This window comes from Chryseobacterium sp. JV274, from assembly GCF_903969135.1.
GTDB lineage: Bacteria > Bacteroidota > Bacteroidia > Flavobacteriales > Weeksellaceae > Chryseobacterium.
This window is the reverse complement of sequence record NZ_LR824569.1, coordinates 1-23,239: the sequence shown is the minus strand read 5'-3', so window position 1 is coordinate 23,239 and position 23,239 is coordinate 1. Positions and strand designations below refer to the sequence as shown.

Below are 23,239 nucleotides of genomic sequence, written 5' to 3'. Positions count from 1 at the left end.
AAAATTACAAAACAAAAATGAATAATCATATTACTACGATTGCCTTTGATGCAGATGATACTCTTTGGATTAATGAACCTTATTTTCAGGAGGCAGAAAAAGAGTTCTGTATGCTGCTTGAGGATTATCTTCCACAACATTCGGTATCACAGGAATTATTTAAAACAGAAATGCAGAATCTCCATCTGTACGGTTATGGAGTAAAAGGATTTATGCTTTGTATGATTGAAACCATTGGCAGGGTATCCAATAACACTGCTTCGTTGGAGCTGGTAAACAAAACTATCCAGCTGGGTCAGAAACTTCTTCAAAAACCTATTGAACTATTAGATGGAGTTACAGAGACTCTTGAAAGGTTAAAGGGAAAATACAGACTGGTTGTGGCTACAAAAGGAGATCTTCTGGATCAGGAGCGTAAATTGAAAAATTCAGGATTACAGGACTATTTCCATCATATCGAGATCATGAGTGATAAAAAAGAAAATGATTATAAAAAACTTCTGAAACATCTGGACTGCAAACCCGAAAACTTCCTGATGCTCGGAAATTCTATAAAATCAGACGTTCTGCCGGTATTGGAAATCGGAGGTTTTGCAGCTCATATTCCTTATCATGTCACATGGAGTCATGAACAGCATGATGTCAATCTGGAGCATCCGAATTTTATGGAGCTTAAGAGTGTTGATGAAATCCTGAAACATCTTTAATATTTCAACCATTAAGGTCTATTAAGAAAGTAAGATTATTAAGATGAGTCGCGCTTTAAGTAAAAGCTTAGTGCGATGTTCTATAAAGTTTTAATTAATACCTTTAACTTCCTTATTATATTTTTTAATCAAAAAAAGAGACTGTTTGTGATAAACAGTCTCTTTTGTAATTTATTTCTTCAAACACTTTTCAAGAAACTGATCCTGTTCCCATAAAAGGTGTAAGATATTTTCTTTAGCCTGATATCCGTGGGCTTCTTTTGGAAGAAGAACCATTTTTACCGGAGCACCCAGATTTTTCAATGCCTGGAAGTATCTTTCAGTCTGTAAGGTGAAAGTTCCGGGGTTGTTATCTGCATCACCGTGAATCAGAAGAAGCGGTGTTTTCATTTTATCAGCATTCATAAACGGAGACATTGTGTTGTAAATCTCCGGAACATCCCAGTAATTTCTCTGCTCACTCTGGAATCCGAATGGCGTCAAAGTTCTGTTGTAAGCTCCACTTCTTGCAATACCACATGCAAAAAGGTTTGAATGTGTCAAAAGGTTTGCAGTCATAAAAGCACCGTAAGAATGTCCTCCTACAGCTACTTTCTTCCTGTCAATATATCCCAGATGATCCACTGCATCAATTGCCGCAGCAGCATTTGCTACCAACTGAGGGATGAAAGTATCATTAGGCTCTGTTTTTCCTTCCCCAATAATCGGGAAAGCAGCATCATCCAGAACAGCATATCCTTTAGTGGTCCAGTATACAAAAGATCCGTAATACGGGAATGTAAAGTCGTTAGGATTTTGGGTATTCTGTCCTGCTGTATTTTTATCTTTATATTCGGTAGGATATGCCCAAATCAGCAACGGAAGCTTCTCTTTTTTCGCTTTTCTGTCGTAATTGGCAGGAAGATAAAGAGTTCCCGTTAAAGTCACCCCATCATTTCTTTTGTAAGTAATCACTTCTTTGTAAACGTCTTTGATACTTTCAAAGGGGTTTGCGAAGTTAGTTACAGCTTCTGCCTTATTAGATTTAATATTCTTTTTGAAATAATTAGGATAAAGACTTGGTGACTGTTGAGTAGTAAGAATTTCACCCTTTGAAGCATTAAGAATATCAATAATCTCTTCTTTACCGTTTTTTACATTAGAGGTATAAAGTCTTTTCTTTTTCAGTGATTTCACATCCATTTCATCAATAAAAGGATGCTGTCCGTCTTTAGTAAATCCATCTCCGATCAGGTAAGCTTTTCCTCCTTTCATATCTATTACATATCTTCCATATTGGTTTTTCGTTGTGTTAAAATTTCCAGGATCACTGTAAACATCCTGATAATTTCTGTCATCAAAAACTTTAGATTCCCCGTTATTAGTATCTATAAGGTAAGATTTTGTATTTCTTGTGTCATACCAGCCTTCAGAAACAATAGCATAATGATCATTAGTCCAAACTACATCATCATATCTCTGCTTTGTTTTGAAGAAAGATTTTGGAGCTGCTGCAAATGGGGCTTCCCAGGTAAATATTTCGTCTCTGTAGTCCGCTGTTTTAGACTGATCTCCTCCATCCAAAGCTTCAGCAAAGGTAAGAGTAGCAGGAGCATCACTTCTCCATGCCATATCTCTTTTTCCGGTTCTTACAGAGGAGAACCCTTTCGGCATGATTTCATTCAAAGGAACTTCATTCACTGTTTTTACAGCATTTCCTTTCATATCATATATAACCGTTGTTGATGGAAACCTGTTGAGCGGAACGATATAGGAAAACGGCTTTTTAATGGTTGTAGCCATCAGATAATTTCCGTCTGGAGAAAAACTCAAGCCGGCATACATATCCTGATCTTTTAATTTCTTAAGATTTCCTGTAAGATCTACATTATAAATTTCAGAGGCAGTAAGTGTTTCAAAGTTTTTTTCGTCCTGAGGGTTTTTCAAAAGATCCTGATAAGTTCTGTTCTGAGAAACTTTACCATCCGCCGTTGAAACAATCGGGCCTGTTGGAAGGTCTTTGGCTGCATCTATAAGAGCGGGTCTGTTTTGTGGAAGTGTTCTGATCAGGAAACTTTGAGAGTCATTATACCATACGTAAGGCATTCCCAAGTTGGCATTCAGATTATCAGCTGTAATTTTTTTTGCAGAAGCTGTTTCCATATCTACCATCCAAAGCTCTACTCCTTTATTTGTTGTATTGGTAAAAGCCAGTTTCTTTTCATCCGGCGAAAACGAAACATAGGCAATTTTCGGATTGGAAGGCAGGTTTTTTACCTGAATCTCATTTTTATCATTGATCTTTCTGATTTTCAGATTATTTGAGTAGGTCATACTGCTTGAGATATTGGTAACCGGATTGATTCTAAGCCCACCAAGCTTCATTTCACTCTGGCTGAGATCTTCCAGTGTTTTATATGTTGGACGATAAGTAAAAACTACCCAGTCTTTTTTGCTGTTCATCAGAACACTTGGAGGTCTTTGATAATCTGCCAATTTTAAAATCTCAGCAGAAGGTTTCTGGTAAGTAATATTTTCCTGAGCATCATAAAAATTGAGAAATGCCAAAAGGCAAATAGTCAGTTTTATCTTCATATAAATTCATTTTCTACGAATGTAGTAAATTTTAACAAATTTCTAACACTAAAAAATAAGACTCTTTTTGGTGTCATATTTATTTTTTCATTACTTTTATCTTACAAATTAAAATAGTATGAAAAATTTAAGAAAATTATCAAAGAGCAATTTGAAAACAATTAAAGGAGGAAATGCACCATTATGTGATCCAGGATACATGGCTTGCAGAGTAGGAAAAACTCCAAGCGGTGCTCCTATCTGGGAATGCTTACCTAACTGCAATTATTAAGAACAGAAAAGGCACCTCATTTTCTGAAGTGCCTTTCTTTTTATTGTGTATTGTTTTTATTGTAAGATTACCAGTCTGAAGCTCTTTTTCTTCTTTCTATCATATGATCCACCGAAACTTTTCCAGCTCCTATTACCATGAGCAAAAGATAAACGGAAAGATAGATTAGCGCCATTTCTCTTTTCTCAAAAGGATCTGCGCCATGTACTGCAAAAGCAGCAATGATCATGGTAAAAATCAGAAAACCTAAAGCAACTCTTGTAAAAAGCCCTAATATAAGGAGTATTGAACAAACAAATTCAGCAAAAACCGTAAGAATCAAAGATATCTGAGGCCCGAGTCCCATAAAATCGAAAAATTCAATTTTACCGCCCGCCAACAGCATCTGAAGTTTTGGAAAGCCATGAGACAGCATTGCAAAACCAACAAATACTCTCACTGCTAATAAAATAATATCTTTAGGTATTGAGCTCCAATTTGAATTATTATAGTTCATTTACTAAAAAATTTATACTAAGGTAATAAAAATCTTTTAATACAACGGGGTTACAGCCGTTTTAGTTTATCGGTAACCGAAATTTTTAAGATCTCTGTCGTTCTTTCTCCAGTCTTTTTTCACTTTTACAAATAAGTTTAAATGAATTTTTTTGGTGAAAAACTTTTCCAGATCTAATCTTGCTTCAGTTCCCACTTTCTTGATTGCTTCTCCTTTGTGCCCGATAATAATTCCTTTCTGAGTATCTCTTTCCACATAAATAATAGAATCTATGAAGATAATTCCTTCTTTCTCTTTGAACTGCTCAGTCACTACTTCTACCGAATATGGAATTTCCTTATCATAATTCAAAAGGATTTTCTCACGTATTGCTTCGTTTACAAAGAATCTTTCAGGCTTATCCGTGTACTGATCTTTATCGTAGTAAGGAGGATTTTCAGGAAGTAAAGATTTTATTTTAGGTAAAATAACCTCTGTATTGAAAGCATTCAAAGCAGAAATAGGCAGAATTTCAGCTTTCGGAATTCTGTTATGCCAGTCTTCTACTAATTTTTCAAGGCCTGCCTGATCAGTCTGATCTACTTTATTTAATAAAAGAAGTACAGGTACAGGGATTTTATTCAGCTTATCAATTAAAAATTCTGACGGTTCCGCTTTGTCGGTAACGTCTACAATAAACAGGAAAACATCGGCATCCTGTAAAGAGTCTTTTACAAAATCCATCATTTTTTCCTGCAATCCGTATTTTGGATCCAATACTCCCGGAGTATCAGAAAATACGATCTGAAGGTCATCTTCATTATAAATACCAAAAATTCTGTGGCGGGTTGTCTGAGCTTTCTGCGTTACAATCGCCAATTTCTCACCCATTAATTGGTTGAGCAAGGTCGATTTTCCCGCATTGGGCTTTCCAACTATATTTACAAATCCAGCTTTGTGCATAAAAATAATATTACGAACTGCAAAGTTACTAAAACAAAATTGGTCTTTACGGTTAATCTCAATTTTTAAAAGAAAAAAGAGAGTTATTGGATTTTACATTCGTTTTAAAAAAGGATTTAAGGAATATATATTAGGTTTAATCACAAACTCAGGCCTTTTCAATCAATGCTTTAACTTCATAGCCAGCCTGCCAGTTCTGTTTTCTGCAAAAACCATAAAATAATTTTGTATTGCATTACTTAAAACTAATATTTTTGAATATTAGAATTCATCTTTATGAATATAGACCAGATTCTCGATCAGATTTACATCCTGCCTGAAACATCAAAAAACAGTTTAAAAGAGCACATCACTGAAATTTCTCATCCTAAAGGTTTTTGCCTGATGGAAGCTGATAAGGTGATTCCTTATCTCTACTTTATCCGCAAAGGGATCGCGCGTGCCTATTCTTCAACGGCTGATAATGATATTACCTTCTGGTTTGGAAGTGAAGGGCAGTGCATTCTTTCTATGAAAAGCTATGTGGAGGACAAACCCGGTTATGAAAGCATCGAACTACTGGAAGACTGCGATCTGTACAGAATGGAAACAGAAAGCCTCAGAAAACTGTTTAATGAAGACATCCATATTGCCAACTGGGGCCGAAAACTAGCGGAAGCCGAGATGATAAAATCTGAAGAACTGATTATTTCCAGACAGTTCAAAACATCTTTGGAGCGTTATAAGGATATTATAGCCTATCAACCTGATTTGCTTAAAAGAGTTCAATTGGGGTATATTGCTTCGTATCTGGGCATTACCCAGGTGAGTTTGAGCAGGATACGGGCGGAAATAAAGTAATTCCGATTTTGAGAATGGAAGCTGGAGGATGGAAGTTATTTTCTCATATGATAACTACTAAGCATTCCCATTAATTAATAAAATTGAGCAAGATTTCTTAATAGGCTATCATAACTTCTTTCTTCCAGCCTCCATCTTCCTTTCTTACTCTCTCTACATTTTCATTTTTTAACAATTGTAAAATTTTTTCTCCTTTCAAATTCTGAACTTTGCCGTAGAAAAATTTAAAAAAATGAATTGGTTAATATTAGTTATCGCGGGATTATTTGAAGTTGCCTTTGCATCATGTCTGGGAAAGGCAAAAGAAACATCAGGAACTGAGATGTACCTGTGGTATACAGGCTTCCTGATCACAATGACTATCAGCATGCTTCTGCTGATCAAAGCTACTCAGACCTTACCTATCGGAACAGCTTATGCGGTATGGACAGGAATAGGCGCTGTAGGAACGGCTTTAATGGGAATTATTTTCTTTAAAGATCCTGTAAGTTTTTGGAGAGTGTTCTTTATTGTAACGCTTATTGGCTCTGTGGTAGGCTTGAAGGCAGTGTCTTCATCACATTAAAAAAGCATAACCTTCTCTATATTTAAAAATGGCAACCGTCTTCGTATTGAAGGCGGTTTTTTAGTTATGTAAAAAAATTCTCATCCTGATTACACGAAAAAAGCCTGCCAAAAAATGACAGGCTTTTTTTATTTTTTATAAACTATAGGCAAGATTTCATTGTGTCTTAACCCGTATTTTTTAATTTCTTCTTCTGAGAATTTCTGTGAATAGAAGTTCGGTTCTGTTTCAAAGCCTGCTTTTTTTAAGCGGTCGAAATAATCCATTCCGTACCAGCGGACGTGATCATATTGTCCGAAATGCTTCTGTCGTTCTTTCGGATCTTTAATGGTAAAATCTTCATACGTTTTCTCCAATGAATTTTTCATCGGAACCTGAAGAATTCCCCATCCGCCGGGCTTCATAACCCTATACAGCTCACTTATTGCTTTGGCATCGTCTTCGATATGTTCCAGAACGTGGTTACAGAAAATAATATCAAAACTTTCGTCTTCAAAAGGTAAATCCAGAATATCTGCTTTCACATCTACAATCGGAGAATAAAGATCTGCTGAAATATAATTCAGGTTACTCATTCTTTTGAATTTCCTTAAAAATTCCTGTTCGGGAGCAATATGCAGAACTTTATAATTTTTAATAAAAAAATCAGTCTCATTCTGAAGATAAAGCCACATCTGACGGTGTCTCTCCAGGCTTAAAGTCCCGGGAGAAAGAGCATTTTCTCTTTGTTTTCCATATCCATACGGAAGGAATTTTCTGTAAGATCTTCCATCAATAGGGTCATAGAACTGATCTCCTTTGAAAAACTGATAAATAAGCGGTCTGGCCCAAATACTCATTTTAATAAGCATAGGGCGTGGAATTTTATTCAGTAAAAGTTTTGTTACCTTTTTCATTAAAAATCCAGTTGGAACTGCTTTTCTTCATCACTTACAATCCCTAAAGCTTCATACACATAATCAAATGTTGAAAGCAATACCGGTTTACCATTGATTACTGCCACATCATGCTCAAAGTGAGCAGATGGCATATTATCTAAAGTCGTTACCGTCCAACCGTCATTATGGAACTTCACTTTCTCAGTTCCCATATTAACCATTGGCTCAATAGCAATTGCCAAACCGTCTTTTATTACCTTTCCGCTTCCTTGTCTTCCATAGTTTGGAACCTGTGGATCTTCGTGCATTTTTCTTCCTAAACCGTGTCCTACAAGTTCTCTTACTACTCCATATCCTTCTTTTTCACAATGTGCCTGGATTGCATGAGAGATATCTCCTATTCTCTTTCCTCTGACAACCTGCTCAATTCCTTTGTATAAAGATTCTTTGGTAACCTGTAGTAATTTTTTAACCTCAGGTTTCACTTCTCCGATTTCAAAAGTATAAGCATGATCTCCTACGAAACCGTTAAGAATAACTCCACAGTCTACGGAAAGAACATCTCCTTCTTTTACTACATCATTGTTTGGAAACCCATGAACCACCTGATCATTCGGAGAGATACAAAGAGAGTTCGGGAATCCTCCATATCCTAAAAATGCAGGCTCAGCACCATGATCTTTAATAAAATCATGAGCCAGTTTATCTAAATATAAGGTTGTAATCCCTGGTTTAATTTCTTTTGCCAACATTCCCAATGTTTTTGAAACCAGTCGGGCACTCTCCTTCATCAGACGCAATTCGTCTATCGTTTTTAATTGAATCATTGTATATAGATGTTAGATATTAGATGTTAGAAGCTAGATTACAGCATGATGTGTATTTCTATATTATAACAATCTAAGACTCTTTCTGATAAAAAATAGAAGCTTTAATGTGATATCAAAAATTAATTTCTAATATCTGGCTTCTCGTTTCTATCCTACCAGAAAAGTCCTTTTTTCTTTTCTTTTTTAAGTTTTGAATAGGCAAGAACTTCCTTCCCTTCTACACGGAATTCTATTCTTTCCTGAATAATATTGTAGATCTCACCCCATCCCGGAAATCCTCCTAAGTTTCTGTCATCAATAAACCAATCTGCATCTAATTTTCTGGATTGAGTTTCATGATCAAAAACTTCTCCTTCAAAACTTGAATTCACAGCGTAAAATTCTATTCCGTTTTTTTGACAGAATTCTACGGCTTCATCTAATGTTTTTCCGTGTCTGTAAGTCCAAAGTATAAGTCTGTATCCTTCAGCCTGAAGTCTTTTTAAAGTTTCGAATGCAAAAGTTTTCGGTTTTCCAATGGCCGGGTAAGCGTCATCAACAATAGTCCCGTCAAAGTCAACAGCAATCTTTTTATTATTTAACATTTCGTTGTTTTTTTTAGCTTTGCAAAGATAAGAAATAAAAAGAGTGCCCAAAAGAAAGGCACTCAATTACTTTTATATTTTAAATAATAATGTAAATCCTATTAGCTTTTTACCCAGCTAAACTGGAACTGAAGATCCGGAGTAGAAACTCTGTCTGTGATCTTCTGAAGCCTTGCAGGAAGCTTCATCAGGTATTCCTGAGCTTTTTCTGCTTTTTCTGTAAGTCCTTTTACGTGCTCAATTTTCCATTCATCTAAAAGGTCTTTCATAATATTGATATAATCCTGACCAGTGTATACCATACATCTTTGTGCAGCATCCGAGAAATGTCCCCAAAGTTCTCCGGCTTTTTGTCCGGATTGTCTCATCAGGTGAGCAGGCATTACGATCTTTTTACGCATCATATCTTCAAATGCAAGAATCATTTCTGAAGGGTCTACTTCCAGAATTTTCGCTACGAAATGTTTGTATGCTTTAGCGTGTCTTGCTTCATCTGCAGCAATTACACCACACATTTTTGCCAATTTCCCGTTTCCGGACTGTTTAGCCAATGTACCTACTCTTCTGTGAGAGATATTGGTAGCTGTCTCCTGGAAACTTGTATAAATGAAGTTTCTGTATGGGTCCATACTTGTTCCCAAATCGAAACCATCATTAATCAGGTATTGAGTAGTAATTTCAACCTCTCTCATGTTTACTCTTCCACACAGATAAAGATATTTGTTTAATAAATCTCCGTGTCTGTTTTCTTCAGCAGTCCATGCTCTTACCCAATTGGACCAGCCTAATCTTTCTTCCTGATTGATTCCGTCAACTCCCATTAACCAAGACTCATAGGAAGGAAGAGCTTCTTCTGTGATACAGTCCCCGATCAATGTTACGAAAAGATCATAAGGCATTTCGCGGGCAAAAGTCTGAATTTCTTCTAAGTCGTGTTTAAATTCTTCGCTTGAAGGATCTGGTAAATAATCGGAAGGCTGCCATATTTTTTCAATTGGCGTTAAAAATTTATCAAGAAAAGAACCTACTTCCTTTTCCAATAATCCCATTACTTCTTTCCTAACAAGCTTTTGATACATTTTACTATTCAGTTTTAATTTACAAAGATATGATTTATTTATTATTTAACGCATAATAAAGTATGCAAGTCATACCTTATCTGACATAAATCATAAAAGAATGCCGTCATACAAAGTATAACGGCATTCTTTTGACAATATTATTGAATTTTAATCAACTAAAATATCTCCGGTCATTGCAGCCGGTATTTCAACGCCCATTACGTTAAGGATTGTAGGGGCCACATCTCCCAATTTTCCTGGTTTTAAATTCCAGGTATGATCTTTATCCATTACGATGAAAGGTACAAGATTGGTTGAGTGCTGTGTATTAGGAGTTCCGTCCGGATTCATCATTACGTCTGAGTTTCCGTGATCGGCAAGGATAAAAACAGCATATCCGTTTTCATAAGCAGCGGTTGCTACTTTTTCGATGCACTGATCTACTACTTCAGCAGCTTTTACAGCAGCTTCAAAAACGCCTGTATGTCCTACCATATCTGTATTGGCAAAATTTAAACAGACAAAGTCAGCAGTTCCCTGTTCCAGTTCCGGTACAATAGCATTGGTAATATCATAAGCTGACATTTCCGGCTTCAGGTCATACGTAGGAACATCTTTCGGGCTTGGACAAAGCAGTCTTCTTTCGCCTTCAAATTCTTTTTCTCTTCCTCCTGAAAAGAAGAAAGTAACGTGAGGATATTTCTCTGTTTCTGCGATTCTGATCTGAGATCTTCCATTTCTTTCAAGAACTTCCCCCATTGTTTCCGTTAATACATTTTCATCAAAAACAACCTGTACATTCTGGAATGTTTTATCATAGTTTGTTAACGTGATATAGTAAAGGTTCAGTTTCTTCATAGAATATTCCGGAAAATCCTTCTGAGAAAGAACTTCTGTAATTTCTCTCCCTCTGTCTGTACGGAAGTTGAAGCAGATCACAACATCATTATCAATAATTTTTGCTACCGGCACCACATTTCCTGTAGCGGTAGTATTCATTAAAATGATTGGTTTCAGAAATTCATCTGTAACATTATTATCATAGGAAGTCTTAATTGCTGCCAAAGCATCAGTTGTTGGTTCGCCTACTCCTTCAACAAGGGCATCATAAGCTAATTTTACACGCTCCCATCTCTTATCTCTGTCCATCGCATAGTATCTTCCTGTCACTGTTGCCAGTTTTCCGGTAGTGGCTTCCATATGCTTCTGAAGTTCATCAATAAATCCGAATCCGGAATGTGGATCACAGTCTCTGCCATCGGTAAATGCATGAACAAAAACGTTTTCATTCAAACCGAATTCTTTGGCAGCAGTCAGTAATCCTTTTAAGTGATTGATATGTGAATGTACTCCTCCATTGGAAACCAAACCGATAAAGTGTACTTTTTTATTTTCTTTTTTTGCGTATTCAAATGCATCCTGAATCACTTTTTCCTGACCCAATGTTCCGTTTTCAACCGCCATGTTCAGTTTCACCAGATTCTGGTAAACCACTCTACCTGCCCCAAGGTTCATGTGCCCAACTTCAGAATTTCCCATCTGCCCGGCAGGTAGCCCTACAGCCAGCCCACTCGCTTCAAGCGTAGTATGTGGAAATCTTTGGTAACAGCTGTCTATGAATGGTGTATTTGCTTTATCTATTGCAGAAACGTCAGGGTTTGTTCCCAATCCCCATCCGTCAAGAATTGCCAGTATTGCTTTTTTTGACATTTTGTAAAACTTTTGTTAGACAAATTTACCTAATTTCCTATGAATAGAAGAATTTGAGGTCTTGAATTTTATTGATTACTGATCATCAACCAGTTCCATTTAAAGTTATAAGGTAAAAACCGGGTTAATTTGTAAACACTCAACCGTGTCAAGGTTTAAAACCTTGACACGATTGAAAAATTGAAATTTCATTGATTATTTCAGTTCATTAATCAGTAAATCTTTTTAATTTTGCGGTATGGATTTACGAGATCAATTGAAGAATCTTTTTCCTGAGCATGAAGAGCAGGATTTTGAGATGCCTGAAGAACAATTCAAGCAGAAAGAGCCTTTGGTATGCAAATTTGAGAAAAAAGGAAGAAATGGTAAGCCTGTCACCGTTGTTGAAGGCTGGGAAGGCAGTGAGGAAGACCTGAAAAAAATTTCAAAGAAAATAAAAACCACCTTAGGTATAGGCGGTTCTGAGAAGGATGGAACGATTATCATTCAAGGGGACAACCGTGATAAAATCATGAATATCCTTAAAGAAATGGGATATAAAACCAAACGTGTTGGCGGATAGATCTAGAAATAGATCTGCGTATCCGGCAGTAAGGTTTTTAAATTTTCAATTGTAGATTTTTCTATAGGATTTCCTGTAAGAATCAAAGTTTTCAGATTTTTCAGCTGTTGGATTTCTACAGGAATATCTTTCAGATTATTGTTGGCCAGATTCATGCTGACTACACTTTTCAATCCTTTTATTTTGGGTGAGATTTCCGAAATATTGTTTCCACTTACATTCAGAAATTCAAGATGCCGAGCTTTGAAAAGGTTTTCCGGAAGCTTGTTGATGGCATTCTGCTGCAGTTCAAGATATTTTAAGTTTTTAGGAAAAGACAAATTTCCAAGGTCATTGATCTGATTATCAGAAAGGTTCAGAAATTTCAGGTTTCTGATCTGATCCAGTCTGTCTGCAATAAAACTGATCTGGTTTCCCTGAAGGTTAATTTCTTCCAACGCTGCAATTTCCATAAGTGCTTCGGGGAAGGTATTCAGGTTGTTGGCATCAAAATGTACTACTTTTAAGTTCTGAAGCTTTGCAATATTGGGATTAATGCTTGTCAGACTATTCAGATTCATTGAAAAAGTGGTCAGTTTCTTAAGCTTACTTACCTCATCCGGAATATATTTAATGCTGTTTTCATTCACATTTAAAATTTCCAGTTCTTTCAATTCAAAGAGTTCCTGATCCATTTTTTCAAGCTTATTAGCCATGATATTCAGAAAAAATAATGAATCCAGTTTCACGATCTGAGGGGGAAGATTAAACAATCCCTTTTCTCTGAAACTCATACTGTATACTGCTTTTTTACTGCTTAAAGCATCTTCAATATTGGTAAAAGTAGGATATTTCACCGGATCAATCTGTGCTTTGATCTGAGAAAGTGATAGTATGGAAATAAGTAAGAAAAGCTTTTTCATAAACATAAAAAAGTCTGCCAGCAACAGAAGTCACTGACAGACAAGAATTATAAATAATTTATTTCTTTAAAAGTTTAACTGTTTTCTGGAAACCTCCTTCAGCTTCAATATTTAAAACTAAAATACGGGATCCTTCCAACTGTTGTGTGAAATCCAGGTCCAATACTTTGTTTGTACCGTTGAACTTCTTCGTATAAACGATTTTTCCGTCCATGCTGTAAGCTGTCACTGAAATATCTTTCAATCCTTTTACTGAATTGATTTTTACGATTCCGGAAGTTGGGTTTGGTGCTACTGTTACTGTATTTTCTGCAGTTTTGCTGTCGATAGTCCCTAAAGTTCCTTCAGTTCCCAAGTTGTTTTTAAGTGCAATGACGATGGTAGCTGATTTTCCTTTATAATTGATTGTATTCCCTGTAGCATCCACATCTGTAGAGATTGTTGAATCCGGGTGCTGAATAGAGAAGAAACCAAATTTATGATCAGGCGTAAATGTCAATCCTGTAGGTTCTGACCCAGCTGGCATAGAAGCAAATAGTTTTACTTTAGGGTTGGCCTGTGTATGATCCGGAGCAATTACCCAGATATAGTTTTTACCTCCATCCTGAAGTACCCAAAGGTTTCCAAGCTCATCAAAAGTAAGGTTGTCATTTCCGTCTCCCCAAGCTTCAGATTTCATTCCCTGAGCGGTATTGAAAGAATATACTGAAGAACCTCCTCCTACAAATGTTTCTACTTGTGAAGCTGTTGTTCCGTTATCCTGTAAACGGTATACTCTGTCTAATCCTTTTGCTGTAAAATAGATTCTTCCATCCAGTGGGCTGATGTCAACATCTTCTACTCCATTAAACTTTGTTCCGCCCAATGATTGTGCAAGTGTTGCTGTATTATTCTGGTCTGCTTTGGTTTTATTAGGAACCTGAATCCATGTTGCTGTAGTTCCTACCGGATCTCCCGCAGTTGATAATCCCTGATCTAATTTTAAAACATACAGGTTTCCTGAAGAAAGGTTGTTTGGAGTATCCATTACATATTTATATACCATGTGTGTTCCACCGTCTTCCCCATAATAAGCAGTTGTTCCTGCGTTATTCACCACTACATTTTCGTGGTTCATGATTCCCATCTGCCAAAGTTTCCCTTTGGATCCGTCGGTATTTTTAGAAATTACCTGAGCTGTTGCAGGATCAATCTCTACCAACCAACCATAATCTTTATATCCATCATTGTTCACATCATTGGAAGTCACAGATTCTTCAGCGGTCACCACTGTTCCCCAAGGTGTAATTCCTCCTGAACAGTTTCTGATGGTTTGTACCAAACTTGGGTCTGAGAAACTTACCGCTCTTGATTTTGTTAACTGCCAAAGCTTTGAAGTCGCATTATAATTGATTTCTGCCATGGTAACTCCTCCAGGATTCGTTTCATGGTTTACAGAAAGATATCCATTGGTACTGCTTCCTGTTTTTGGAACATAAGCTGTAAAGTCATTCTGACCTCCAACTAATCCTCCTCCTTCTGTATAACTGTCTCCTTCTTTTAAAATAAGCTGGTATTTGTGTTCAGCAGGGATAATTAATTTATCAGTCTGTGCTGTAGGCACAATTGAAGTAAAGCAGCTGATGTGTGTTCCGTTGCAAGTTACAGGGATCGTTGTATTGGCTGTTGTTTTCAGGTAAGCATCAATTCTTAAATCTGAACTGGTTGTGCTTCTGTTGTGCAATTCTATAGAAAATCTGTTGACACCGTTTACAAATTTTGATTTTGGAATAGAGAAAATATTATAAACACTTTCTGCCGCTCCATCAATAGTTGTACTGGAAAAAGTATTGAATGTAACAGCACCTGCAGGCATATTGTCTCTTACGACTTCCTCTCCGTTAAGGTATACTATAATACCGTCATCTCTCATTACTCCCAACTCCATAGTATCGGAAAGCGTTGAAAGATCTACTGTGAAATCTTTAGCAAAATAAGCTGTAGTAAGCCCTGAATTGATTGTTGTGGTTACCGGATCTCCATATCCTAACGGACCGTTTCCTACCGCCCATGTTGAAATATCGAAGGCCTGGGCATTCCATCCGGCAGGCTGTGCCTGGTTGTTATCTTTGTAGCTCCAAGACGCATTCTTATTGAATATCAGAGTCTGCGCCTGAATACCTGAACTTGCCAGTATAGCCAACGCTCCCATTGTTAGTAGTTTTTTCTTCATTTTTTATTTGATTTATTAGACACTGCAAAACTATTTTTTTAGAGCTTTCCTTCTGTTAATAGGATTTTAAATATAAATCGACAAATATTAACTTATCAAAAACCTAATGTTAATGGGATTAATTTTTTGTTAAATAGTACGGGTTACGAGATGCGGGGTTTTGAGATTCGAGGTACGTGATTCGAGTTATGATGTATGTATTCGCACCTGCATCCCGAAATCTCACAAACTCGAATCCCTCACCTCACCTATTTCGCTTTACTCACATCTGTAAGGGCATTCAGAAAGGCTATGATCTGCTTTATTTCTGTTTCAGTAAGGTTTAATTTATCTGGTGCAAGAGTTTGGTTTTTCATTTTTAATCCTAATCCTTCTCCGCCTCCTTCATTATAAAAGTCAAGAACTTCTTCTAGCGTATTGAAAGCTCCGTTATGGAAATAAGGTTTGGTAAGGGCAATATTTCTGACCGTGACTGTTTTGAATGAATAATCATAAATCCATGATTTTTCCTTTTTCACAGGGCTGTTTCCTCTTCCTAAATCCTGATCAAGCTCTACAGGAAGCTGTTTAATGGGCTTCGTAGTAATTCCCAGAACCTCAGATTCATTTTCATTAAAAAACGGCGGTACCAATCCTGAAAAATGAGGGGCAAAATGGCATGTCGCACAATTGGCTTTTCCCATAAAGAGGTTGAATCCTTTTTTCACATCATCAGAAACATTCTTTTCATTTCTCATAAAACGATCAAAATCGCTGTCAAATGAGTACAATGAAGCTACATAAGAGCTTAATGCCTTCGAAAAGTTCTCTTTACTGATCTTTCCATCTTTGAAAGCTGCACGGAAAGCCTTTTTATATTCAGGTTTTGTTTTTAATTTCTGAATAATGCTTTCATAACTTGTATTGAATTCCTGGTCATTATAAATTACGTGTTCCGCCTGCTGTTCCAGATAAAAAGCACGAAGGTCATAGAAAAACCTCTTGGCAAAAACAGCATTATATAAAGACGGGGAATTTCTCAGTACTGTTTTTCCTTTCACATTGCTTTGTGATTTTGCTTTAAGGTCTGTAAAAGCATTTTCCTGAAGATGGCATGTGGCACAGCTCATTTTCTCGCTGCCACTTAAATTCTGATCATAGAAAATTGATTTTCCAAGATTGCGGAGTTCAGGATTATCTTCTGAGGATTTCAATAAGGTATAAAAATACGGATCTAAAAAATCACTGCTGAAAAAGTTCTTGTTTCCTACATTCCAGCCGGAAAATTCTTTAAGATCATCAGGTCTTCCGTCCCATTTTCCAAGCTCTTCATATAAAGGCTGTATGTATTTTTTATAAAATTCAATCCTGTCAAAATTTTCAAAATCAGTATTTTTTGAAAGGTAGCTGATGGCTTCCGTTAAAATCTGATTAGCTTTCTGAGTATTATAATTTTTAAAATAAGGATTATCATTAATGTATTTCTGCATTCCTGAAAAAGCATGGCTTGCTTCCCCGGAAATATTTAAAGAACCCGGAGTATCAAAACCTGTCACTCCGAGAGAATAGATTCTAATCAGCTCAATTCGTAAGGGCAATGTCTTGTTATTGCCTTTGCTTAAACCATTTTTTAAAGCACTTAGATAAAATCCGGAATAGCTGTTGTATAAAAAGGTAGTAATTGTTTTGATCTTTTCTTTTTCATTTCCTGCTTCCTCTGAAAATATCAATTCATCCAACACCTGTAATCCTTCCGGAGGAAGTGTATATGCGGATGTTCCTGCAGCTTCAATATGAAACAAAGGGGCCGCATTCAGATGGGTTTTGGTAAATTCAGGATAATGATAAGCCACATAAAATTCTATTTCTTTGAATGAATTTCTGGTACTGCTCAGTGATTTCTGCAGTTCTTCAAGGGAAATACGGTCTTCTGAGAATTTATCAACATCTGATTTCAGCTGTTCAAGCTTGGTTTTGAAGTCGGACAACCCTTTATTGACAAATGTATTTTCGCTTTCTTTTCCTTTATAAACAGGATTAAAAGACATTACTGCAAATCCTATCAAAAGGACGATTACAAGCAGTGGATAAGATCTCATGAATTTTTAGCGGCAAAAGTATTACTCTGATGTTATCTCAGTTTTAATAACAGATTAAATAATGTTTATATTTCTGATATCATATTTTTCACTAATTTTAAACCCCGAAATCAAATTCATTATTCTAAAGAAAACGGTTATTCGAAATACCGGTAAAAATAATGGCGGGAGATTATTGGGCGAGGATTTTTTTAATTGAATTCAACACATCAAAAAAACTAAAATAGTATTATGAAAACAAAACTATGGTTTGCTGTTGCAGCAAGTTTCCTTTCTCTGACTGCATTTTCACAGAAAAAAAAGCAGCCTGAAAAACAGTCCGGAAAGCCGCAGGAAATGGCTGTCTACGCAGAGAAAAGAGGTTCTGATTATTATCTGGTCCGCCTTGAAAAGGATAAAAACATTCCCAATGTGTATGTGTATTCCAACGGTGTTACCAAGCCTTACAAAAATTATTCTGATCTTAAAGATATCGTAACAGAATTCCCGGGAATGATGACTTCCAACAATTCTACAAAGGAAGAACTGATTTCCATTCTTACAAAAGATAATCATTTCTACGAAATCACATCACAGCGAAAAGATCCCAAAAACATTGAAAAAACTGTTGTTACGGTATACGAAGTGATGAACGGCCAGAAAAGAATTGTAGAAGAATATAATGACATCTATGAAGTGATGGCATCTCCTTATAAAGATGCGATTATCATTAATTAAAAAAACAAAATTATACATATTATGCTAAACAAACTTGCTGCCTCAGAACTTGTTCTGAATGAAGACGGAAGTGTATACCACCTGAATCTTTTACCTGAAGATATTGCTGACAAAATCATCCTTGTGGGTGACCCTGACAGAGTGGCAAAAGTTTCAAAATATTTTGATACTGTAGAGATCAAAAAAAATAAAAGAGAATTCTATACGCATACAGGAACGCTTCGTGGAGAAAGAATTACTGTAATGTCTACCGGTATCGGAACTGAAAACATCGATATCGTAATGAACGAACTGGATGCTTTGGTGAATATCGATCTTAAAAATAAAGAATTTAAGACTGAGCATAAAGCTCTTGAACTATTCCGTATGGGAACTTGTGGAAGTGTAAACCCTGATGTACAGGTTGACAATATGCTGGTTACCCAAAATGTAGTAGGATTAGACGGACTGATGCATTTCTATCAGGATTATAGCTTTGAAAATGAGTTTTCCAAAAACTTCTTAGAAAAATTCCCTTACGAAAAAATTAAGCCGATGCTTTACTTCTCAGACTGGGCTGAAGAAATGGGTGACTACTACAAAGATGCCAAATACCACGGAAATACGGCAACCTTCCCAGGATTCTATGCGCCACAGGGAAGACAGCTTCGTCTGAAAGCAGTAGATGATCAATTCCTAGAAACATTGAACGATCTTGGAATTACCAATTTCGAGATGGAAACGTCTGCAATCTATGCGCTTTCAAAACTATTAGGACACAAAGCCATTACCGTAAATAACGTTATTGCCAACAGAAGACGCGGGGAGTTCTCTGCAGACCACCATGCTTCAGAGAAAAACCTTATTGATTGGGTATTGGAAAGAATTATTAAGTAATTACTTTTATTTTACATAAAAAAACTCCGGAAACTATTTACGGAGTTTTTTTATAGGTTTTGGCTAAAGCCAATGGTATTTGTTTATTTTAAAAACGGGCTAAAGCCCGTTCCTATTGAATTTGTAATGTTGATTTTTGTTCCTTTCATGATGAATAAAACTCACCACTAACCTTGTCATTCCGCAGGAATCTAAATACAAAGCTTTAAAAATAAAGTCGAGATTCCTACGGAATGACAAAGAGGTCAAAAGAAGTTTCGTAGGTAAAAACGGATAGGAATCGATACAATGATTACAAATGGAAAGTCCTTGGATCAGAATACTGAAAAACATAATCCAGTTCTGAAATCAGTTTTGAAGATAAAACCTTCTTACCTTTTATTTCAAAAACTTCCTCATCAAGTATATTTTTCTGTACATTAATCACCTGACTTTTTGCCGGATGAACCGGGGCCGTAACATTATAAAGTTTAGCTTCTACTTTATTTTCAATCATTTGTGTGATAATAGCACTGATATCAGCATAATGAATATGATTCACTGCATGATCAAGATTACCCACGTTATAGTTTTTCAGAAGTCTGTTATCTCCCATCAGACCTCCTAATCTCAGAATACTAAGCTGAGGATATTTGTTTCTCAACATTCTTTCTCCTGATACATTCTCAAAAGGAACATCCTCTTCTGTAAACTCTTTGGGAAGATCCGGGTAAACTCCTGTGGAGCTCATCAGAAACATCTGCCCTGTAAAATCACCGATAAATGCTGATAAATTTTGGATTCTATTATATAAAGAACTTACACAGCAACTTTTTTCAGAAACCGGAATAGTAATAATCAAAATATCTATATTTTTAACTTCCTCCCATTGAGGAACAGGTTCTGTCAACTGATAGTCCGGAAAAGATGCCACGACAGCATTCATTCCTTTGTTATTCAGATCTTCTGCTTTATTTTCAGTTGTTGTCGTTGCAGATATGGTATATTTTCCGGATAAGGAAGACGCTATTCTCTCTCCCAGCCAGCCATAGCCAATAATTCCTATTTTCTTCATATTTCGGATACAGATTGAATTGATAATATTTCATCTAAAGAACCCATCAGCTGAGTTTTCACTTCATCACTCAGATGTATACAGCTCTGAACAGCTTCAGGAATATGTTTTGCTTTTTCTTTGAGCTTTGTTCCATTCTCTGTAAGGTTGATCAGTACTACTCTTTCATCTTCTGAACTTCGGGTTCGGATGATCAGTCCATTTTTTTCCATTCGTTTCAGGAGTGGAGTCAATGTTCCATTATCCAGATGAAGGTGTTCGCCAATCTTTCCGATATTCATTTCACCATGTTCCCACAAAACAATCATTACAAGATATTGAGGATAGGTTAATGAAATTTCATCCAGATAAGGCTTATATAAGCCTGTAATATACCGGGAAACGGCATAGGTTTTAAAACATAAATGTTCTGATAAAGGGATCATCGTTTTTTTATAAACAAAGATAGTTTATTTATTTTGTGCACAATATTTTTGCTTAAAATATTTATTCTTGTAAGTGACATGAGAAACTAGAATCATTTAATAGAACCCAGAATATATTTTTGTTCCAGGCTATGATTATTTTATTACTTTAGCGAAAGTAAAAACTAACCATTGAACATGAAAAACACCAAACAGTCTGACGTCAGTAAGCTTTCCGAACTTTCTATTGAGCAACTTACAAAAGAAGAAAAAAAACGTTCTGCGGCTCATACTACCTTTTGTATTATTATGGGAATATTAATAGCAGCCTGTATCTATGTTACCATAAAGAAAGGTTTCAATGGAATAACTCCACTCCCTTTAGCTTTTTTTCCCTTGTACCTGATTATAAGAAATAGCTGGCAAAATGTCCGAAAGGAAATTCGGTCCCGAAAGGTCAATTAAAATCTATTATTTAAAAACTCGTTGATCATCACATAAAAATGTCCGGGATAAATAAAAAATCACCAAATTTCAAATAAAACCCAACTATTGCTTCCTCGTAAAGCAGTCTTTTATGTGGTCATTTACCATTCCGGTAGCCTGCATATGGGCATAAATTACCGTAGAACCCACGAATTTGAACCCTCTTTTTTTAAGTTCTTTGGAAATAAGATCGGAAATTTCCGTTGTAGCAGGAACATCAGACAATTTTTCAGGACGGTTATCTATGGGGTTTCCGCCTGTAAAGCTCCAGATATAGCTGGAAAAACTCCCGAATTCTTTCTGAATTTCCATAAATCGCTGAGCATTAGTAACTGCTGCCAGAATTTTAAGTCTGTTTCTGATAATTCCGGAGTTGTTCATTAATTCTTCGATCTTCTTCTCTGAATAGGCGGCTACTTTTTTATAATCAAAATGATCAAAAGCGTTTCTGAAGTTTTCTCTTTTAGATAAGATAGTGTACCAGCTCAGGCCGGCCTGAAAGCTTTCAAGAATCAGGAATTCAAATATTGTTTCATCATCATACACGGGTTTTCCCCACTCTTCATCGTGATACTTTCTGTAGAGGTCATCTTTTTCGCACCATCCGCATCGTACTGTTTCCATAATTATCAAATTTTATCAACTAAAGATACTGCTGATTTAGAAAAATATAACAAAAGATTATGAAAAGTTTAACAGAGGTGTCCTGTTTTAGGAATGGTTATTGTTTAATTACTGATACCTAACCAAATTTATAATATTATGAACAATTCAGAGTACAACAAAGCGGAAAATGCAGTAAATAATGTAGAAAACTCTTTACAGAATGCAACGGATAAAACCAAATGGAAAATCAATGAATTGGCAGACAAGGCCAAAGATTATATCAATGAGAAGAGAAACAATGATCAGGAGGCCAGCCAGGAAGACTGGCTTGACAGGGTAAAAGCTAATGTATCTGATGCCTGGGAGGATATCAAGGATAAAGCAGATGAGGCATGGGAAAAAACCAAAGATGCAGCAGAGGATGTAAAGGCAGAATGGAATAAGAAAACCAATTAGTATTTCAGTCATATAAATATTTTCAATAAAATGGAGTCTTAAATTGATAAGGCTCCATTTTTTATTATGCCATAACCACAATTATTGCTACATTTGTATTATAATAAACATTAAAAAATTATGTCATACGGTTTACTTAAAGGCAAAAAGGGAATTATTTTTGGAGCCCTTAATGAACAATCTATCGCATGGAAAGTTGCTGAAAGATGCCATGAGGAAGGTGCTGAATTTATCTTATCCAATGCTCCTATTGCTTTGAGGATGGGGGAACTTAATGGATTAGCAGAAAAAACAGGTTCTGAAGTAATAGCAGCAGATGCTACTTCTATAGAAGATCTTGAAAAACTTTTTGATGCCGCTGTTGCAAAATTTGGAAAAATCGACTTTATCCTTCACTCTATCGGAATGTCTATCAACGTAAGAAAAGGAAAACATTATACAGAAATGAACTACGACTGGTTGGAAAAAGGCTGGGATATTTCCGCTGTTTCTTTCCATAAGGTAATGCGTGTAGCCTGGGAAAAAGACTGCATGAATGAATGGGGAAGTATTTTAGCGCTTACATACATTGCTGCTCAGAGAACATTCCCGGATTATAATGATATGTCTGATAACAAAGCTTATCTTGAAAGCATTGCAAGAACTTTCGGAAACTATTGGGGTGAAAGAAAAGTACGTGTAAATACAGTTTCTCAGTCTCCTACAATGACTACTGCCGGTAGTGGTGTGAAAGGTTTCGGAGGATTCCTTGGATATGCAGAAGATATGTCTCCACTAGGAAACGCTACAGCTCTTGAATGTGCAGACTATTGTGTAACTTTATTCTCTGATCTTACGAAAAAAGTAACGATGCAGAACCTTTTCCATGATGGGGGTTTCAGCAGCTCAGGTGTTACTCAGAGGGTAATCAGTAAATATGATACTGAATAATAATTCATCGAAAAAATAACGAACTGATAACGTTTCGTTTACCATAAAAGAAAACCCATGAATCTGTTTCATGGGTTTTCTTTTTTTACTACCTGAAACCTCATCCATTCATTTGGAGCAACTATAAAAGGCTTTTCGAGGCCGCCGGGTCTGTCAAAAATAATATTAATATGATATTATAAAATTACGGTCTGTATAGAGTGTGCAGGAGCATTAAGTTTGGCAGCCATTCCTTCAATCCATAGATTGGTTTCAATATCATTGTCTGAATCATTCATAATTACAGTTACCAGCTGTCCGTTTTCGTTCATAAAGGCAGAAGACGTCAGCGCAGCCCTGTTTGAAGAACTTCCTATTCTCTGGGCATTTGGTTTGATATATTTTGAAACATGTCCTATATAATAGTATTCATAGGTATAGAACACCTCTCCTGTTTTGGTATCTGCAATAATCGGGGCAAAGCAGAAATTTCCTTTATGATTAGGTCCTCCGGTTTCA

Annotated in this window: 25 protein-coding genes; 10 read left to right on the top strand and 15 right to left on the bottom strand. The window is 36.2% G+C overall.

The genetic code is table 11. The features are described from left to right. The first annotated feature begins 17 nt into the window (after positions 1-17). Positions 18-707, top strand: coding sequence for an HAD family hydrolase (locus CHRYMOREF3P_RS00120; RefSeq protein WP_180563508.1), 690 nt, complete (start codon positions 18-20; stop codon positions 705-707). A gap of 171 nt (positions 708-878) precedes the next feature. Here the strand turns inward: CHRYMOREF3P_RS00120 and CHRYMOREF3P_RS00115 are convergent, their stop codons facing one another. Continuing rightward, positions 879-3,281, bottom strand: coding sequence for an alpha/beta hydrolase family protein (locus CHRYMOREF3P_RS00115; RefSeq protein ID WP_180563507.1), 2,403 nt, complete (start codon positions 3,279-3,281; stop codon positions 879-881). A 118-nt stretch (positions 3,282-3,399) separates the two neighbouring features. Here CHRYMOREF3P_RS00115 and CHRYMOREF3P_RS24355 point away from each other — a divergent pair, with 118 nt between their 5' ends. Further along, positions 3,400-3,552 carry a bacteriocin-like protein gene (locus CHRYMOREF3P_RS24355; RefSeq protein ID WP_410493582.1) on the top strand — a complete coding sequence of 51 codons (153 nt, stop codon included), beginning with the start codon at positions 3,400-3,402 and terminating at the stop codon, positions 3,550-3,552. Positions 3,553-3,619: 67 nt separating this feature from the next. Here the strand turns inward: CHRYMOREF3P_RS24355 and CHRYMOREF3P_RS00110 are convergent, their stop codons facing one another. Together CHRYMOREF3P_RS00110 and era are read right to left on the bottom strand one after the other, a co-directional pair. Beyond that, positions 3,620-4,048, bottom strand: a complete 429-nt coding sequence (locus CHRYMOREF3P_RS00110; protein WP_180563506.1) for a DoxX family protein — start codon at positions 4,046-4,048, stop codon at positions 3,620-3,622. Between the two features lie 66 nt (positions 4,049-4,114). Further along, the gene (gene era / locus CHRYMOREF3P_RS00105) at positions 4,115-4,990 is read right to left on the bottom strand and encodes a GTPase Era (protein ID WP_047384549.1); all 876 of its coding nucleotides are present in this window, start codon (positions 4,988-4,990) and stop codon (positions 4,115-4,117) included. Positions 4,991-5,266: 276 nt separating this feature from the next. On the opposite strand from era, the gene CHRYMOREF3P_RS00100 reads away from it, so the two are divergent. Both CHRYMOREF3P_RS00100 and CHRYMOREF3P_RS00095 read left to right on the top strand, forming a co-directional pair. Beyond that, entirely contained in the window at positions 5,267-5,830 is a 564-nt protein-coding gene (locus CHRYMOREF3P_RS00100) for a Crp/Fnr family transcriptional regulator (RefSeq protein WP_077414418.1), read from the top strand. A gap of 232 nt (positions 5,831-6,062) precedes the next feature. Next, positions 6,063-6,395: a DMT family transporter gene (locus CHRYMOREF3P_RS00095; protein ID WP_077414420.1), complete on the top strand. Its 333-nt coding sequence runs from the start codon at positions 6,063-6,065 to the stop codon at positions 6,393-6,395. Positions 6,396-6,523: 128 nt separating this feature from the next. Here CHRYMOREF3P_RS00095 and CHRYMOREF3P_RS00090 read toward each other — a convergent pair whose 3' ends face one another. The 5 genes from CHRYMOREF3P_RS00090 to gpmI form a co-directional block, all read right to left on the bottom strand. Further along, positions 6,524-7,291 (bottom strand): class I SAM-dependent methyltransferase, encoded by a 768-nt coding sequence (locus CHRYMOREF3P_RS00090; RefSeq protein WP_077414422.1) that lies wholly within the window; start codon positions 7,289-7,291, stop codon positions 6,524-6,526. Next, entirely contained in the window at positions 7,291-8,100 is an 810-nt protein-coding gene (gene map / locus CHRYMOREF3P_RS00085; RefSeq protein WP_077414424.1) for a type I methionyl aminopeptidase, read from the bottom strand. The genes CHRYMOREF3P_RS00090 and map overlap by 1 nt, the downstream gene beginning before the upstream one ends. A gap of 155 nt (positions 8,101-8,255) precedes the next feature. Next, positions 8,256-8,687: a BT0820 family HAD-type phosphatase gene (locus CHRYMOREF3P_RS00080; RefSeq protein ID WP_047384534.1), complete on the bottom strand. Its 432-nt coding sequence runs from the start codon at positions 8,685-8,687 to the stop codon at positions 8,256-8,258. Positions 8,688-8,788: 101 nt separating this feature from the next. Then, positions 8,789-9,766 (bottom strand): acyl-ACP desaturase, encoded by a 978-nt coding sequence (locus tag CHRYMOREF3P_RS00075; protein ID WP_047384532.1) that lies wholly within the window; start codon positions 9,764-9,766, stop codon positions 8,789-8,791. 150 nt (positions 9,767-9,916) lie between these two features. After that, positions 9,917-11,458 (bottom strand): 2,3-bisphosphoglycerate-independent phosphoglycerate mutase, encoded by a 1,542-nt coding sequence (gene gpmI / locus CHRYMOREF3P_RS00070; RefSeq protein WP_180563505.1) that lies wholly within the window; start codon positions 11,456-11,458, stop codon positions 9,917-9,919. 238 nt (positions 11,459-11,696) lie between these two features. Here gpmI and CHRYMOREF3P_RS00065 point away from each other — a divergent pair, with 238 nt between their 5' ends. Further along, entirely contained in the window at positions 11,697-12,020 is a 324-nt protein-coding gene (locus CHRYMOREF3P_RS00065) for a translation initiation factor (RefSeq protein WP_047384528.1), read from the top strand. Between the two features lie 2 nt (positions 12,021-12,022). Here the strand turns inward: CHRYMOREF3P_RS00065 and CHRYMOREF3P_RS00060 are convergent, their stop codons facing one another. The 3 genes from CHRYMOREF3P_RS00060 to CHRYMOREF3P_RS00050 all read right to left on the bottom strand — a co-directional run bounded on the left by CHRYMOREF3P_RS00060 (position 12,023) and on the right by CHRYMOREF3P_RS00050 (position 17,212). Further along, positions 12,023-12,922 (bottom strand): leucine-rich repeat domain-containing protein, encoded by a 900-nt coding sequence (locus CHRYMOREF3P_RS00060; RefSeq protein WP_180563504.1) that lies wholly within the window; start codon positions 12,920-12,922, stop codon positions 12,023-12,025. Positions 12,923-12,980: 58 nt separating this feature from the next. Beyond that, positions 12,981-15,134: an alkaline phosphatase PhoX gene (locus CHRYMOREF3P_RS00055; RefSeq protein ID WP_077414430.1), complete on the bottom strand. Its 2,154-nt coding sequence runs from the start codon at positions 15,132-15,134 to the stop codon at positions 12,981-12,983. A 248-nt stretch (positions 15,135-15,382) separates the two neighbouring features. After that, positions 15,383-17,212 (bottom strand): cytochrome-c peroxidase, encoded by a 1,830-nt coding sequence (locus tag CHRYMOREF3P_RS00050; RefSeq protein ID WP_180563503.1) that lies wholly within the window; start codon positions 17,210-17,212, stop codon positions 15,383-15,385. Between the two features lie 231 nt (positions 17,213-17,443). On the opposite strand from CHRYMOREF3P_RS00050, the gene CHRYMOREF3P_RS00045 reads away from it, so the two are divergent. Beyond that, a complete protein-coding gene (locus CHRYMOREF3P_RS00045) occupies positions 17,444-17,929 on the top strand; it encodes a hypothetical protein (RefSeq protein ID WP_077414434.1) in 486 nt (161 codons plus the stop codon). Between the two features lie 21 nt (positions 17,930-17,950). Then, positions 17,951-18,805: a nucleoside phosphorylase gene (locus tag CHRYMOREF3P_RS00040; RefSeq protein ID WP_077414436.1), complete on the top strand. Its 855-nt coding sequence runs from the start codon at positions 17,951-17,953 to the stop codon at positions 18,803-18,805. Between the two features lie 292 nt (positions 18,806-19,097). On the opposite strand, the gene CHRYMOREF3P_RS00035 is transcribed toward CHRYMOREF3P_RS00040, so the two are convergent. Further along, positions 19,098-19,859, bottom strand: coding sequence for an NAD-binding protein (locus CHRYMOREF3P_RS00035; protein ID WP_180563502.1), 762 nt, complete (start codon positions 19,857-19,859; stop codon positions 19,098-19,100). Next, a complete protein-coding gene (locus tag CHRYMOREF3P_RS00030; protein ID WP_077414440.1) occupies positions 19,856-20,284 on the bottom strand; it encodes a MarR family winged helix-turn-helix transcriptional regulator in 429 nt (142 codons plus the stop codon). Before CHRYMOREF3P_RS00030 ends, CHRYMOREF3P_RS00035 begins: the two co-directional genes overlap by 4 nt. A 177-nt stretch (positions 20,285-20,461) precedes the next feature. On the opposite strand from CHRYMOREF3P_RS00030, the gene CHRYMOREF3P_RS00025 reads away from it, so the two are divergent. After that, positions 20,462-20,728: a hypothetical protein gene (locus CHRYMOREF3P_RS00025; RefSeq protein WP_077414442.1), complete on the top strand. Its 267-nt coding sequence runs from the start codon at positions 20,462-20,464 to the stop codon at positions 20,726-20,728. Positions 20,729-20,812: 84 nt separating this feature from the next. Here CHRYMOREF3P_RS00025 and CHRYMOREF3P_RS00020 read toward each other — a convergent pair whose 3' ends face one another. Then, the gene (locus CHRYMOREF3P_RS00020) at positions 20,813-21,373 is read right to left on the bottom strand and encodes a DNA-3-methyladenine glycosylase I (protein ID WP_180563501.1); all 561 of its coding nucleotides are present in this window, start codon (positions 21,371-21,373) and stop codon (positions 20,813-20,815) included. Between the two features lie 138 nt (positions 21,374-21,511). On the opposite strand from CHRYMOREF3P_RS00020, the gene CHRYMOREF3P_RS00015 reads away from it, so the two are divergent. Then, the gene (locus CHRYMOREF3P_RS00015; protein WP_077414446.1) at positions 21,512-21,811 is read left to right on the top strand and encodes a hypothetical protein; all 300 of its coding nucleotides are present in this window, start codon (positions 21,512-21,514) and stop codon (positions 21,809-21,811) included. A gap of 120 nt (positions 21,812-21,931) precedes the next feature. Continuing rightward, positions 21,932-22,741 (top strand): enoyl-ACP reductase, encoded by an 810-nt coding sequence (locus tag CHRYMOREF3P_RS00010; RefSeq protein WP_077414448.1) that lies wholly within the window; start codon positions 21,932-21,934, stop codon positions 22,739-22,741. Positions 22,742-22,917: 176 nt separating this feature from the next. Here the strand turns inward: CHRYMOREF3P_RS00010 and CHRYMOREF3P_RS00005 are convergent. After that, the coding region (locus tag CHRYMOREF3P_RS00005) for a glycoside hydrolase family 30 beta sandwich domain-containing protein (RefSeq protein WP_180563500.1) at positions 22,918-23,239 on the bottom strand (322 nt) is incomplete at its 5' end.

Excerpts from the sequence above, each read along its gene's own strand:
- CHRYMOREF3P_RS00120 (WP_180563508.1), top strand. The coding sequence starts at position 18 with ATGAATAATCATATTACTACGATTGCCTTTGATGCAGATGATACTCTT.
- CHRYMOREF3P_RS00115 (WP_180563507.1), bottom strand. The coding sequence starts at position 3,281 with ATGAAGATAAAACTGACTATTTGCCTTTTGGCATTTCTCAATTTTTAT.
- CHRYMOREF3P_RS24355 (WP_410493582.1), top strand. The coding sequence starts at position 3,400 with ATGAAAAATTTAAGAAAATTATCAAAGAGCAATTTGAAAACAATTAAA.
- CHRYMOREF3P_RS00110 (WP_180563506.1), bottom strand. The coding sequence starts at position 4,048 with ATGAACTATAATAATTCAAATTGGAGCTCAATACCTAAAGATATTATT.
- era (WP_047384549.1), bottom strand. The coding sequence starts at position 4,990 with ATGCACAAAGCTGGATTTGTAAATATAGTTGGAAAGCCCAATGCGGGA.
- CHRYMOREF3P_RS00100 (WP_077414418.1), top strand. The coding sequence starts at position 5,267 with ATGAATATAGACCAGATTCTCGATCAGATTTACATCCTGCCTGAAACA.
- CHRYMOREF3P_RS00095 (WP_077414420.1), top strand. The coding sequence starts at position 6,063 with ATGAATTGGTTAATATTAGTTATCGCGGGATTATTTGAAGTTGCCTTT.
- CHRYMOREF3P_RS00090 (WP_077414422.1), bottom strand. The coding sequence starts at position 7,291 with ATGAAAAAGGTAACAAAACTTTTACTGAATAAAATTCCACGCCCTATG.
- map (WP_077414424.1), bottom strand. The coding sequence starts at position 8,100 with ATGATTCAATTAAAAACGATAGACGAATTGCGTCTGATGAAGGAGAGT.
- CHRYMOREF3P_RS00080 (WP_047384534.1), bottom strand. The coding sequence starts at position 8,687 with ATGTTAAATAATAAAAAGATTGCTGTTGACTTTGACGGGACTATTGTT.
- CHRYMOREF3P_RS00075 (WP_047384532.1), bottom strand. The coding sequence starts at position 9,766 with ATGTATCAAAAGCTTGTTAGGAAAGAAGTAATGGGATTATTGGAAAAG.
- gpmI (WP_180563505.1), bottom strand. The coding sequence starts at position 11,458 with ATGTCAAAAAAAGCAATACTGGCAATTCTTGACGGATGGGGATTGGGA.
- CHRYMOREF3P_RS00065 (WP_047384528.1), top strand. The coding sequence starts at position 11,697 with ATGGATTTACGAGATCAATTGAAGAATCTTTTTCCTGAGCATGAAGAG.
- CHRYMOREF3P_RS00060 (WP_180563504.1), bottom strand. The coding sequence starts at position 12,922 with ATGAAAAAGCTTTTCTTACTTATTTCCATACTATCACTTTCTCAGATC.
- CHRYMOREF3P_RS00055 (WP_077414430.1), bottom strand. The coding sequence starts at position 15,134 with ATGAAGAAAAAACTACTAACAATGGGAGCGTTGGCTATACTGGCAAGT.
- CHRYMOREF3P_RS00050 (WP_180563503.1), bottom strand. The coding sequence starts at position 17,212 with ATGAGATCTTATCCACTGCTTGTAATCGTCCTTTTGATAGGATTTGCA.
- CHRYMOREF3P_RS00045 (WP_077414434.1), top strand. The coding sequence starts at position 17,444 with ATGAAAACAAAACTATGGTTTGCTGTTGCAGCAAGTTTCCTTTCTCTG.
- CHRYMOREF3P_RS00040 (WP_077414436.1), top strand. The coding sequence starts at position 17,951 with ATGCTAAACAAACTTGCTGCCTCAGAACTTGTTCTGAATGAAGACGGA.
- CHRYMOREF3P_RS00035 (WP_180563502.1), bottom strand. The coding sequence starts at position 19,859 with ATGAAGAAAATAGGAATTATTGGCTATGGCTGGCTGGGAGAGAGAATA.
- CHRYMOREF3P_RS00030 (WP_077414440.1), bottom strand. The coding sequence starts at position 20,284 with ATGATCCCTTTATCAGAACATTTATGTTTTAAAACCTATGCCGTTTCC.
- CHRYMOREF3P_RS00025 (WP_077414442.1), top strand. The coding sequence starts at position 20,462 with ATGAAAAACACCAAACAGTCTGACGTCAGTAAGCTTTCCGAACTTTCT.
- CHRYMOREF3P_RS00020 (WP_180563501.1), bottom strand. The coding sequence starts at position 21,373 with ATGGAAACAGTACGATGCGGATGGTGCGAAAAAGATGACCTCTACAGA.
- CHRYMOREF3P_RS00015 (WP_077414446.1), top strand. The coding sequence starts at position 21,512 with ATGAACAATTCAGAGTACAACAAAGCGGAAAATGCAGTAAATAATGTA.
- CHRYMOREF3P_RS00010 (WP_077414448.1), top strand. The coding sequence starts at position 21,932 with ATGTCATACGGTTTACTTAAAGGCAAAAAGGGAATTATTTTTGGAGCC.